The sequence below is a fragment of the Brevibacillus sp. SIMBA_040 genome, assembly GCF_046535075.1.
Taxonomy (GTDB): domain Bacteria; phylum Bacillota; class Bacilli; order Brevibacillales; family Brevibacillaceae; genus Brevibacillus.
On record NZ_JAWRXI010000039.1, the window covers coordinates 1 to 12,593 of the forward strand.

Sequence of the window (12,593 nt, forward strand, 5' to 3'; positions counted from 1 at the left end):
TGTTTTTCTCAAGTATACAAAAAAGTACCCTATAGGTAGACTTTTTTAACGTGTCTACTCTATAGGGTACATTTTATTTTGCACGATCGCCTTTTTTTTATTCCGCAGACAGGGAGAAAATTAGCTTTCTTCCGTCCTTTTCAACCTTGACCTGTGGCAAATATTTAAGTGACTTTTGTACACCGATATACGGGCTTGCGAACTCCACAGCATGTCTGCGCTTTAACTCATCACAGAGCTCGACTAACGACATAGGGGACATCGTTTCCCTTAACAGGCTGTCAATTTGCTTGGCTACCTCCAAATAGTCATGACGAACATGCGCCTTTCTTACTTTCATGCGCTTCGTCAGTTCAACAGGAGCTTCTTCGGTAGTAATAGCCACTTCCTGCGTGTACTGGTCTTCCTCGATTCCTTCCTGGGCGTCCATCTCCCGAATTCGACTTAAAATCTGTTTGATGTCAGCGCCAAGCTGCTTGTCCTGGTCTACATATTGCCTGCGCAGCACCATTCTTTGTTCCAGCAAGGCCTGTAATGTCATTTGCAATGCTTTCCGCTCGTTAAACATCGCCTTATGTTTTCCCCTTTGCGATAAAAGTAGAATTCGTGGAATTATCACTAATAATAATATAATTCCATCAACTTGAAAATGAGGAAAATTAGGCGCACGAACAATGGGCAGCCGCTTATCTTAACAGTAGGCTTTTCATTCTTGAGAGACAGAGGATGTTGCTGGATGGACTTTCATTTAACGATTGTTGGTCTGCTGGTAGGCTTTCTCGTCGGCCTTACCGGAGTAGGCGGAGCGGCGCTTTTAACTCCCATTCTCATTTTCCTGGGCATTTCGCCTACCGTAGCTGTGGGGACCGATCTCGTATACAATTCCATCACCAAAATATTTGGTACATGGCAGCACTGGCGCCAAAAAACCGTTCATTTTTCCATTGTCCTCTATCTCGCTATCGGCAGCATCCCTAGTGCAATCGCTGCTGTAAATGTCATGAACTGGATTCATCTGCACGTTGCTGGCGCCGATCAGATTTTTAAACAGATTCTTGGCTTTGCCTTGATCTTGATTCCGATCGCCATGCTGGTCAAAAGCCTTTTAGACCGTAGAAACCCCCAGCTCAATCACTGGCAACAAATGCCGATCGTCCAGAAACGCTCAATGCTTATTGTCCTTGGAGCCATACTCGGATTTCTCGTCGGCTTGACCTCGATTGGTAGCGGTTCCTTATTTGCCATCGCACTGATGCATTTTTTCACACTTTCTGGAAAAGAAGTCGTAGGAACTGATATCGCTCACGCCTTCTTTCTCACCAGTGCTGCAGGACTTGCCCATATGAGCTTTGGAACCGTTGATTTTCTGACGGTCGTACAGCTCTTGCTCGGTTCGGTTCCTGGAGTACTGGCGGGGAGCATGCTCTCCTGCAAAGTCCCAACGATCTGGCTTAAATGCGTCATTTCCGTAGTCATTATTATTAGTGGGATCAAGATTATCCAGATTTAAGCAGGAAAAGAGCAGGATACCGTCATCCACTTCAGATAGAGGCGGGTGGGGCTCCTGCTCTTGCATTGCCTGTGCCAATTATTCATCAATCTTTTCTTTCATTAACCACGATAAAATTGTATAAAAAGGCTATGGGAGGGATTTTATGAAACTAATAGGACATCATATACATCTTCGGATTTACAAGCTTTCTGACGCCAGCGAGTTAGCTAACTTACATACTAGAAATCGCGAGTTTTTTCAACGAGTTTGCCCATTACTCCCAGAAGCCTTTTATACAGAAGAACATCAAAAAACACGCATAGAACGGGTATTAAAAATGACAGATGAAGGGCAAGCATATGCTTTTGGAATCTTTTTAAAAGCAACTGATAAACTTGTCGGAGACATTTCATTAACTCAAATTGCTAGGGGAGACGTCCAAAGCTGTAATACGGGATTTACTTTAGATAAGGAATATAATTCAAAGGGCTATACAACAGAAGCTCTTCAACTTGTTGTAGACTTTGCTTTTAGAGAATTAAAACTGCATAGAATTGAAGCAGGAGCTATGCCTGACAATATAGCATCTATTCGTGTATTAGAAAAAGCAGGGTTTAAAAAAGAAGGTATAGCTAAAGAAAATCTAAAGATTAATGGCAAATGGACAGATCATCAAATATTAGCTATCATCAACAGCTTGGATGTGTAATACCGCTTGTGAAGATATGGATGGTATCAAAAACCCCCTTTGAATCGAACGGGGAGGTTTCTCCCATACGGCTCTCAGGGGGAACAGCTTATTCTTTCTTACACAAACATATTCGCGATCAAGAGGCAAATGAGACCAACAAACCAAGCGATCGTCGTAGGGACAGACCAAACCATGATCTGCTCTTTTACGTTTTTAATGCCCAGCATGCGGTTAACGACCCAAAACAAGCTGTCGTTGAAATAGGAGAAGATCATCGAGCCCATCGCAGCCGCTTGAGCTGCCAGTGCCATATTGACCTCCATGTTCCCCAAGATCGGCGCGGAAATAGATGCGGCTGTAACCATCGCGACCGTACCGCTACCTTGGACCAATCGTACTAGCGTCGACACAAAGAAAGGAATCAGTACCGCAGGCAATGGCAAGCCAGCAATTTGTCCTGCGATGAAATCTCCTGCTCCGCTTTCACGCAGTACCGCTCCCAGCGCACCACCGGCACCGGTAACAAGAATGATGATCCCTGCTGTCTGAATGCCTTCCTCCATCCGATCGAGCGTTTCCGAGCGGCTCATATGACCTGCCAAAGCGTAGATTGCAGCAATTAAACCAATGCTTACCGCAATAATCGGTTTACCCAGGAAAATCAGAATTTCAAAAAAGCCTGATTTCAGCTCCATAGCGGAGAGCGTTGTATTCAGGAAAATAAGAATGATCGGCACCAGAATCGGCAGCAATGATCTCGCGAGCGACGGCAGCTCCGACGATTTTTTATCGACCAGGTTAACAAATTCCTGATACGCCATTTTGGTATCGGGTCTTGTGAAGCCTTCATCTGAATCATCCGGAATTTGATAGATTCGATTCCCTAACCATTTTGCATAAAGAACGCCTACGACCATAATGGGAATACCGAACAGCAAGCCCAGTCCGATCATCACGCCAATATCGACTCCGAATATTCCTGCTACACCAAGCGGACCTGGGGTAGGCGGTACCATCGAGTGCGTAATCACAAGTCCGACAGCAAGGGCAACACCTATCGAAATCACGGATTTACCCGTTTTCTTTGAAAGCGCTTTTACTAAAGGATTTAAAATAACAAAGGCAGAGTCCACAAAGATCGGGATGGACACCACATAACCTGCGATTGCCATCGCCCATTCTTCTTTTTTCTTCCCGACAAAACGGATCAGGGAGTACGCCAATGTCTCAGCAGCACCGGATACCTCCAGAATCCGCCCGATCATGACGCCCAATCCAATAATAATCCCAATGGAAGCGAGCGTACTGCCAAACCCTGCGGAAATGGTATCTGCTACTTTTCCCGGAGGCATGCCTCCTACAATACCTGCAATCGAAGCCGCAATAATTAACGCGAGAAAAGCATGAATTTTCGTTCTTAGGACAAGAAAAATCAAAACGATAACAGCCAAAACCAAGCCGACAACCATTTGCGTTCCTGAAACGTCCATAATCCTTCCCCCTCTACATGAAAACGGTTTCATCTGAAAGGATTTGTAATGAAGGAATCTCAATCATCCTCCATTACAAATCGCGCATCCAGCAAAGCAGCTAGTCTAATCCAAGCTTATAGGGTGTTGCTTGTAAATTTAGGCGCATATTGAGCAGCCAGCTTGATGCACTCTTCCATACTGATGCTCTCTGCGATGTTTTTCCCTGCGATGTCAAAGGCTGTACCGTGATCGACAGAGGTACGCAAGAATGGCAATCCATTCGTAATCGAAATGGTTCTATGGAAATCCGTCATTTTCGCTGCTATATGCCCTTGGTCATGGTATAGGGACAACACAGCATCATATTTTCCTTGCAGTGCCTGGAAGAATACTGAATCCGCCGGAACAGGCCCTACTGCATCGATCCCTGCCTGCTTGCCTGCCTCCACACCTGGCTTGATCTCTTCCACTTCCTCCATGCCGAACAGTCCGCCTTCACCACTGTGTGGGTTCAGACCAGCAACCGCAATCTTTCTTGTTTCGACTCCCAAGCGTTGCAGTGCCTGGTCGCAGCGAATCAAGTAATCGAGCACTCTTTCCTTGGTCATCTGCCCGATGGCATCTTTTAGGGACAAATGGCGTGTCAGGAAGAAAATTCTCATGCCATTTACTTCAAACATAGTCAACGGATCTTTTGTGTTGGTGAGCTCCTCAAGCATCTCTGTATGTCCGATAAAAGGCACCTTCGCCGCTTGCAGTGACTCCTTGTTGATCGGAGTGGTAGCCAGCGCTTTGACTTCGCCGTTCATTGCCAGCTCTACAGATTTTTTGATGTATTCAAAAGCACCTTGTCCACTCTGTGCCGATACCTGGCCATATTCCAGCTTGTCGATATCAATATTGTTCAGGTTGATTACATCAACGGTCCCAAGCTCGTATTTGCCCTCAGCAGGCGATGTCACTTCATTGATTTTCAGATTCGCATTGACGATCGCGATTGCTTTTTCGAGTACTTTGGCATCGCCGACTACCAGCGGCTTGCATACATCGTAGATCTCTTTTTTGGTCAACGATTTCATCGTGATTTCTGGTCCAATCCCTGCTGGGTCACCCATCGGAATGGCAATAATCGCTCTCTCTGTTGTCATATGCTTTTTCCTCCTTAACATTTGGCCAAAAGATATTTGATGCTGGTATAGATTGCTTTTGCATCTCCTGCCATACCGCCTTTGGTTACAAGCGGTATGCCATCCAGATACCCTCCGATCAGGTGACCGTAAGCCACCAGGGGGAGTACTTCTACCTCCAGCTTGATCCCCTCTGCTCCGCCAACAGCACATAGCGATGCGGTCACATCTCCGCCGCTCGTAAAGCATCCGCCGATTTCATATTCGCTTCGTTGAATCACAAAGCGCGTAATTTTGCCCAATCCATCAGCGATGCGTTTTGCCAGACTGTCCTGCGTGGTGTTTTGCTCTTGGGCGATTTCCTTCAGATTCAGTGCTTCCGCAAAAGGCGAGTTTGTCGTGATAATCAGGATGGACTGCTTCTTCATTTCCTCCAGGACTGTCTGGATTACACGATCCGTCTCGTCATCCCAGCTTTCTGTCATGCTCGCCAGTTTTTTTGCATCCACATAAATCGGCTGGGCACCCGTTTTTTCCGTCAGATATTGCAGCTGCTTGCCTGCATTAGAAGTGATGCTTCCTACCGTCACGATGATCTTTTTATCCTTTGCATGTGAGCGGGTGTACACTTTGGAATAGGTCGCGGACAGAGGTCCGGGATCAACAGGAATCATCCGATAGTCCTTAATTGCCGCCATGGCTTTGGCGATCGATTCGATCTCCTCGTCTGTTACGGCATCCAGAACCAGAATCCGTACGCCCTGCTCGATTTGCTCCCTCATCGCCTGTTCAATGGTCTTCTCACCGGCTAATACGGTTTCCAGCCCGATATACGAAACAGAGTGGCTGCTTTGTTTTTGTACGATGGTCGGTACATACGACTCCGTGATCGGCGCCACCGGGTCCTTTGCCACATCGGTTGCTTGCAGGGGTACACCATTAACCAAGAGATATCCTCCCGAGGTAATCCGACCCGATTCTGGATAGGAAGCGACCACTACTGCGATCGCTTTTTCACCAAGCTCAGCCAAAACGGTATCGAGTTCCACCCCGATGTTGCCCCGGACGGTACTGTCAATTCGTTTGCAGATGACTTGGGCTCCCCATTTCGTGAGATTTTCCAGCACGGTCTTGACTCTCATCTGGGCAACTTCTTTTTTCGCATAACGGCTATCCGTATCGATACATACCGCGTTATACGCATCAGATGTAGGCGGATTGTTATAGTGCACCATTGTTGCTGCCTCAAAGCCTTGCCGGGCGAGTCTCACACCAGTCGCGTTTGCCCCTGTCAAGTCATCTGCAATGACTCCAATTTTCATGTGGCCTCTCCCACCTCTGCTGTTACAACTCTCAGATGCTCTTTTAGCTTTTCCTCGTCTTCTGCTGCTAGCCCATCATCTGTAATCCAGCCATCGATGCCAGGTAGATCGCAGACCTTTGTAAAAGCCTTCTGGTCAAACTTGCTCGAATCTGCCACTAACCAGGTTGTTTCGGCTGCTTCTATCATGAGTTTTTTTATGGAAGCCTTTTCAAACGTAGGTACGGTAATGCCAGCGTCCAAATGAATCGCATGTGCTCCCAGGAAAAACAAGTCTACATTGATGTTTTTCAGGATTTGCTCTGTCAACGGACCAAATAATGCCCCGACATTATTTTGCAGCTCTCCGCCTGCCACAATGATTTTGACCTCACTGTCCATGAGCTCGACAGCGATTTTAATATCGTTGGTGATCACCGTGAGATTTTTTCTGTTTTTGAGCAATCTGGCAATCTCCAGGTTCGTCGTGCCTGAATCCAACAGGATGGTTGAATGATCCTGAACGAATTCCACGGCTCTCTGAGCAATTTGCCTTTTTTGTTTGCTGTATTTGCCTTCTTTTGTGAGAAAGGGAGTTTCGTGAATCAGAGGCTTGTTAAGAACAGCCCCTCCAAACGTCCGAATGATTTTCTCTTCCTCTTCCAAGGTAGACAAATCTCTGCGGATCGTCATGGCTGATACATTCAATCGCTCAGCTAACTGGTCGATATCGATTTTCTCGTCTTGACTTAACTGTTCCAAAATCCATGTTCTTCGCTCTTGTGGTAACAAAGACATCACCCTTTGTTAATTTAGAACATCTTATGATGCTATTATGTTATTTTTGAACAACTTTGTCAATAAAACAAATTGATAAATGTTAGAAACGAACATAAAACTCAAACTTCTCGCGTTCTGCTGTGTTTTTTGAACATTGACGACTTATTGGCTGTACTGAAAAAATCCCAAACAAGTACATTCATACTCGTCTGGGATTTCGTTTGTCATTTATGCTCTATTCGATTGCTCATTCGTTACTTCACTGTTTCGTTTTTCAGCTGATACGTAAAAACCTCCATTTTGACAGTGTCCTGCTGTTCTCCACTCGCCACAATTTTATAAGTATGGTTCACGCCATTTTGACCCGGTGTAAAAATAAAGCGGTATCCACTTGCTGCAGCCGGATTCCAGTACGTCATTTCACCTGTTGTTTCATCCAGAATAGCCAAGCTGATTGTTGGAGTTTTGTCTGTCGTTTCTTTTAGATCAATCGCTGCTGTTTCTCCTGGCTTCAAGACAAAGGAATGGCCGATCTGAAGTCCCTTGCTCCCGTCGCTGTGATCTATCTGTTTAGGTAGTGTCGCATTCCCCTTGAAAATAGGAGTCTGCACCTCCACCTTGTCATAGGCTGTTAGCGGTTTTGCCCCTACCTGTCCTCCAGCTTTGGTCTGCCTGAACTCGTACGTAAATTGCTGCGGCGGCACAACCTCCTCAATCACATAGGCTCCCCGCTTGATCAGTTCATTCATGAAAGCCTTATGGTCATACATGAAACGACTATCGGTGGTTTGGTAGTTCATCTCAAACGTGATTTGGTTCCCAATCATTTTTTCGATAACACCATCATCCTTGTAGGCGACTGCTTTATCCCCGAAAACAACCGTCACAGTCTGCCCGCCGATGGACATTGTTTTGCTTATCATGCTGGCGACAGCCGATCCTTTGTCCTGCCATTTGAGCTCCACCTTATAGTAAGGCTCTGTGCGATTGAAATAATCTATTTTTCTCCCTTCCTTATCGATATACAAATCCTTCCATTTGACTACAACTCGCGTCTTCTCTGTCGGAGATGGAATACCTAGCGTGCTTTGGACATTTTGTTCAAGCGTCTGAGCTGTATTGTAGTAGGTTGTGATTCCACCGCTATATTCTGTAAGGGGTTTTGGTGCTTCTGCAAACACAACAGACGAGGTGAAGACTGAAGCAGCCCCAATCATGACGGCTAGCAGGATACCCGAGAATACTTTGCCATTTCCTGAATTTTTTTTCATAATGAGCCGAAACCTCCTGATTAGCAGCTTTTTATGGTCGACCAAATGATTGTTTAGCGCAGGTGAAGCATTGGCAGCAAATTGTATGATCATCTCACTGTAGCGTTTTTTCTCAACTGACTTCATGTTTTCCGTTATTTTTTCATCTACCGCATATTCGCAGGCTTCGCTCAAATTCGCCAAAGCCATATAAGAGAACGGATTAAACCAATGCACACTATTGATCCATACAGCCAAAAGCTTAAACCAAGCATCCTTTTGTCTGTAGTGAATCCATTCGTGCCGTACCGCCATTTCATAATCGGCTATGTCCATTTTTACGTTTGGCATCACGATTTTCGGCTTGATAAACCCGATTAGCATCGGCGACGTCGCATCGTCACTGACGACTACATCCAGCTTTTCCACGCTGTCTATCCACTTGGACTCACGTAGTATTTTTCGTTTATACAGGAAATACCCGAGCAAGTATCGACTCAGCGTAACAATAAAACCGCAAGCCCACATGGTCAGTAGCCATTGGTCAACGCTGAGACTCTGACTGCCATTTTCTTCAGTTGCTGTGGTCACTGGGTTGGAAGGTTGAGTTTGTTCATTAATCGTTTTGTTGGTCTCGACTACCGAGCCTTTTGCGCTGTCATCGACGAAGTTCTTTTCAACAGACATGGAGTGGGAGTAAAGGGCTGGCACAGGTAATTGGAGTGGCAAAAGAAATAGCAGCAGTGCCGACAAGCAGGCGCCATAGTACCAGCGCCCCCCGTATTTTCCCGCCAATCTGGCCTTAAACAAAATGAGCAAAAGGGTCGATACACTACCTGCCAGCGATGTCATCAGCAACCATTTAATCATTTTCGTCAGCCTCGCTATTGATAAACGCCCGCAGCTCCTCAATGTCCTTCTTGGATAACTTCTCCGCTTGAAACAGCGAACTGATCAGGCTTTTGGCAGAGCCGTTATGTATGGTGTGCAAAAAGCTCTCTGTTTGCCTGTTCAGGTATTCCTTTTCACTGATTGCCGCCCAATATTCGTGCGCATGGGAGCGTCCAAGCTTGACAGCATGCAGCGCACCCTTGTCGATTAGCCTGCCTGCCAACGTAAGAATGGTCGTCGGCTTTTTATCCGGGAGCTTTTCACCAATTTCCTTTGTTGTCATTCTCCGCCCGCTTTCCCAAATGACCTGCATGATCTCCATTTCCGCTTTTGTAATGTTCATTGCGGATTGACTCACCCTTTCGTTTCTACGTGTTGTTTTTTATTCTACATCACGTAGAAACGAAAAGCAAAGCCAAAATACAAAAAACCCCAAACAAGTGATGGTTACTTGTTTGAGGCAACGAATGCTAACTGAGCCTTATATTCCTACTTGCTGTCCTTTTTTTCAAACACATAATTTTGACTGTAAAGATTATCATCATGCAGCGCAATGATCAGAATGTCATAATGCTCGCTGGACAAGATATTTTTCAAGCTGAATTCAGGATAGTAACGATTGTCGTACACCGTAAGCTTGTTAAAGCTTTGAGCCAAATACGGCGTAATCGGGTTCATGAATGAATCCTTCAGCAGCAGGACGTTCAACTGATTGCCAGCTTTCGGGTTCTCATAGGTGATTTTCCGTCTGTCCCCGCCAAAGAAGGTCCCATACGTAACTGGATTCTGCCCTTTTTTGTAGCCATAAAAATCGTTAAAGTCTCGAATCGTTTGAGTCCCATCCCCATTGATCACTTCGAATTTTTGAAAAGCGAACGGCACTTTCGGTTCATAAATCATCGTTCGATCGGCTGTTTGTGTATCGACTGTGAAGTTGCTTTGCCTGTTATAGCTGCCATCGAAGCTGCCATTTTCAAATGTAGACACATCAATATCACTGAGGGACATTGGTTCCCCTTTAAAATGCGCCGACCTTTTTGAGAGCTCGCGAATCATTTCTTGATAAGCCAGAAACGCGCCCTTGATATTCCAGTGATGGTCCGTTTCCAAATACAGCTCTTCCAGCTGCGCGTTCGTAAAGGAGACCCACTTGCTCCGAAGATCCACGACGTTAACATGTTTGCCCAGCCTGGACAAGAAATAGTCTCTCGATCTGACATACGCATCCGTTTGCAAATAAGGTGGATACAAATGCATCAGCGATATCATTCGCGACGGATTAAAGACGAAAAACGCTTCTGTTTTTTGTGCTTCGGCAAATGCTACTGCGTCTTTTAATTTTGCCGTTGCTGCATCTATTTCGCTTGTATGAACGACCTTATCGGGAACTGGCAAAATCCACTTGCTATTGATCAGAACCAGATTGGACACGACGCGTGAATCTGTTACGACCGTGCCATCCTCTGGCTTGTGCTGCGTAGAGTCGCGAAGCATGTTCTCGAACAGCATGGCGTTAAACAGCTTGGAATTTTGCTGCTTCTGATAAACACTCACCATCTCATTCCGTAGCACGACCTGGTCATTAAAATACAGATTCATGTTTTCGAAAAAACGAGGCGTGGTAACAGCCTCCAAGCTGACATCGGGTAGCCCGCTCAGCTTTCTGTTTTCAATCGCAGAAACTTCTTTCTGCGGTGAAAAGCTGCTGGCAATGGCAAACCCAAAAATAATCGTTAAAAAAGCGACCATATAAACGATTGAAGCCGATTTACTCATTACGCTACTCCTCTGGCTGATCTAGAATCGGAAATACAAGAATGGGTTATAGGTTGAATTAATCAAATACAAGATGACTTCTGCAAAAAGGAAGCAGTGGAACAGCAGGGCAAAAGCAGTTTGTACTCCTGCGATCGGCTTCCCCCATTGCCATTTTTGCAGCTTGGGAAATACGGGTGCTGCAACGATGATCGCAATGGCAAATTGAATCCAGTTCATCGATAACAGCGCAAGCGCCTGGGAATCGAACAGCTCGTATCCACGTGTATGGAACATCGCCCCGATGTAATCCGCTGCATACCCAAAGTTGTCGGCACGGAAGAACACCCACCCGATCATAACAAGCAGCAACACGACAACGTGGTTTAACGGATAAATTTTAAGCAGCCACTTTTCGAGACCGGCTTTTTCCAGAGCGATCAAGACGCCGTAGTAGACTCCCCAGGCAATAAATGTCCAGCTGGCTCCGTGCCAGAATCCTGTCAGTGCCCACACGATCATTAAGTTCCGGTAAATTTTCCATGGCGCCACCTTGCTACCGCCGAGCGGGAAATACACATAGTCCCGGAACCAGCTGCCAAGCGAAATGTGCCAGCGTCTCCAAAACTCGGAAACACTTTTGGAAATATACGGATAGTTGAAATTCTCCGCGAACTCGAAGCCAAACATTTTGGCTAGACCAATCGCCATATCACTGTAGCCCGAAAAATCATAATAGATCTGCAACGTATAGGCGATAATCCCAATCCAGGCGGCACCGGTTGACAGGTCCACCGTAGAAGTGGCGAACACGGTGTCTGCTACGTAGCCCAGAGGGTTGGCCAAGAGTACTTTTTTCGCCAGACCCAATATAAATCGCTTGATCCCCTCTGCGAATTGGATGGAAGAAAAAACGCGTTTGCTGAGCTGCTCGGCGATCGAGTTATAGCGAATGATCGGACCTGCAACCAGCTGCGGGAAAAACGTGATATAGAGCGACAAATTGAACAGATTTCGTTGCGCCTTTTCTACTTTCCGGTAGACATCGATTAGATAGCTGAGTGCGTGGAACGTATAAAAGGAAATACCGAGTGGCAGCGGCACAGGTGTCACATGAATATTCGTTTGTAGCGTCTGGTTCACTACATCTACGAAAAAATTCGCATACTTGAAAAAGCCCAGAAGCCCGATGTTGGCAATGATCGCAAGCGTTAAGACCGTCTTTTTCTTTTTTGGATGATCATCCGCCCGATCAATCCATATCCCGAAGCCATAGTTCATGACGATGGATACCACCATGAGAACGATGTACCTCGGTTCCCCCCAGGCGTAGAAGAGTAAGCTGAAGATGAGCAGAACCGCATTTTTATACCGAAACGGAACAGCAAAATAAAAGGCAAAGACAAGCGGCAAAAAGAAAAACAAAAAACTGATGGAACTGAAGACCAAAGTAATTTCCTCCTGGTGTCGGCAATTCAACTATTTGCGCTAACGAACATGGAAAAACTCATGAAAGTAGACTGAGAAGCTTTCATGAGTCTCTTAGCATTTTATTGGTAGATAGGATAGAAAAACAATAGGTAGAGAAGATTCGACACTATTTTTTATTTTTCCTTCCAGAAAATACAAGATTAGATATAAAAAGTATAAGCGGGTTTTGGAGAATCCCATGCAAAGAAAAGATTAACTTCAGGAACGCCTGACAGTATGACGTCAAACCTTCGTGAAAGGTTACGGTTTTGTATGGTGGAATTGCCGAGGGTCTGTCAAGATTTTTGTGTAAACTCAATCAACCGATATATGAAAAGGTTTCATCCCCCTAATTAGGACATCTT

General features: G+C 45.6%; 11 protein-coding genes. 2 read left to right on the forward strand and 9 right to left on the reverse strand.

The window, feature by feature from the left end; all coding sequences use genetic code 11:
• Window positions 1–97 precede the first annotated feature (97 nt).
• Window positions 98–568 carry a hypothetical protein gene (locus SB752_RS31670; RefSeq protein WP_410719396.1) on the reverse strand — a complete coding sequence of 157 codons (471 nt, stop codon included), beginning with the start codon at window positions 566–568 and terminating at the stop codon, window positions 98–100.
• A 168-nt stretch (window positions 569–736) separates the two neighbouring features.
• Here SB752_RS31670 and SB752_RS31675 point away from each other — a divergent pair, with 168 nt between their 5' ends.
• On the forward strand, window positions 737–1,510 hold the full coding sequence (locus tag SB752_RS31675; RefSeq protein WP_410719397.1) for a sulfite exporter TauE/SafE family protein: 774 nt from the start codon (window positions 737–739) through the stop codon (window positions 1,508–1,510).
• A gap of 145 nt (window positions 1,511–1,655) precedes the next feature.
• A complete protein-coding gene (locus SB752_RS31680) occupies window positions 1,656–2,201 on the forward strand; it encodes a GNAT family N-acetyltransferase (protein WP_410719398.1) in 546 nt (181 codons plus the stop codon).
• 98 nt (window positions 2,202–2,299) lie between these two features.
• Here the strand turns inward: SB752_RS31680 and SB752_RS31685 are convergent, their stop codons facing one another.
• The 8 genes from SB752_RS31685 to SB752_RS31720 form a co-directional block, all read right to left on the reverse strand.
• Window positions 2,300–3,673, reverse strand: coding sequence for a GntP family permease (locus SB752_RS31685; protein WP_410719399.1), 1,374 nt, complete (start codon window positions 3,671–3,673; stop codon window positions 2,300–2,302).
• 116 nt (window positions 3,674–3,789) lie between these two features.
• On the reverse strand, window positions 3,790–4,803 hold the full coding sequence (pdxA, locus tag SB752_RS31690) for a 4-hydroxythreonine-4-phosphate dehydrogenase PdxA (protein ID WP_410719400.1): 1,014 nt from the start codon (window positions 4,801–4,803) through the stop codon (window positions 3,790–3,792).
• A gap of 14 nt (window positions 4,804–4,817) precedes the next feature.
• Complete coding sequence (locus SB752_RS31695) at window positions 4,818–6,104, reverse strand: four-carbon acid sugar kinase family protein (protein WP_410719401.1); 1,287 nt, start codon at window positions 6,102–6,104, stop codon at window positions 4,818–4,820.
• Window positions 6,101–6,874: a DeoR/GlpR family DNA-binding transcription regulator gene (locus tag SB752_RS31700; protein WP_410719402.1), complete on the reverse strand. Its 774-nt coding sequence runs from the start codon at window positions 6,872–6,874 to the stop codon at window positions 6,101–6,103. The genes SB752_RS31695 and SB752_RS31700 overlap by 4 nt, the downstream gene beginning before the upstream one ends.
• 242 nt (window positions 6,875–7,116) lie before the next feature.
• Window positions 7,117–8,982 (reverse strand): M56 family metallopeptidase, encoded by a 1,866-nt coding sequence (locus SB752_RS31705; protein ID WP_410719403.1) that lies wholly within the window; start codon window positions 8,980–8,982, stop codon window positions 7,117–7,119.
• The gene (locus SB752_RS31710) at window positions 8,975–9,346 is read right to left on the reverse strand and encodes a BlaI/MecI/CopY family transcriptional regulator (protein ID WP_410719404.1); all 372 of its coding nucleotides are present in this window, start codon (window positions 9,344–9,346) and stop codon (window positions 8,975–8,977) included. The genes SB752_RS31705 and SB752_RS31710 overlap by 8 nt, the downstream gene beginning before the upstream one ends.
• 146 nt (window positions 9,347–9,492) lie before the next feature.
• Window positions 9,493–10,779, reverse strand: a complete 1,287-nt coding sequence (locus SB752_RS31715) for a DHHW family protein (RefSeq protein ID WP_410719405.1) — start codon at window positions 10,777–10,779, stop codon at window positions 9,493–9,495.
• Between the two features lie 21 nt (window positions 10,780–10,800).
• Window positions 10,801–12,207, reverse strand: coding sequence for an MBOAT family O-acyltransferase (locus tag SB752_RS31720; RefSeq protein ID WP_410719406.1), 1,407 nt, complete (start codon window positions 12,205–12,207; stop codon window positions 10,801–10,803).
• Window positions 12,208–12,593: the final 386 nt, after the last annotated feature.

Coding starts and splice junctions, on each gene's coding strand:
- SB752_RS31705 (WP_410719403.1), bottom strand. CDS start 8,982: ATGATTAAATGGTTGCTGATGACATCGCTGGCAGGTAGTGTATCGACC.
- SB752_RS31670 (WP_410719396.1), bottom strand. CDS start 568: ATGTTTAACGAGCGGAAAGCATTGCAAATGACATTACAGGCCTTGCTG.
- SB752_RS31685 (WP_410719399.1), bottom strand. CDS start 3,673: ATGGACGTTTCAGGAACGCAAATGGTTGTCGGCTTGGTTTTGGCTGTT.
- SB752_RS31680 (WP_410719398.1), top strand. CDS start 1,656: ATGAAACTAATAGGACATCATATACATCTTCGGATTTACAAGCTTTCT.
- pdxA (WP_410719400.1), bottom strand. CDS start 4,803: ATGACAACAGAGAGAGCGATTATTGCCATTCCGATGGGTGACCCAGCA.
- SB752_RS31675 (WP_410719397.1), top strand. CDS start 737: ATGGACTTTCATTTAACGATTGTTGGTCTGCTGGTAGGCTTTCTCGTC.
- SB752_RS31710 (WP_410719404.1), bottom strand. CDS start 9,346: ATGAACATTACAAAAGCGGAAATGGAGATCATGCAGGTCATTTGGGAA.
- SB752_RS31715 (WP_410719405.1), bottom strand. CDS start 10,779: ATGAGTAAATCGGCTTCAATCGTTTATATGGTCGCTTTTTTAACGATT.
- SB752_RS31695 (WP_410719401.1), bottom strand. CDS start 6,104: ATGAAAATTGGAGTCATTGCAGATGACTTGACAGGGGCAAACGCGACT.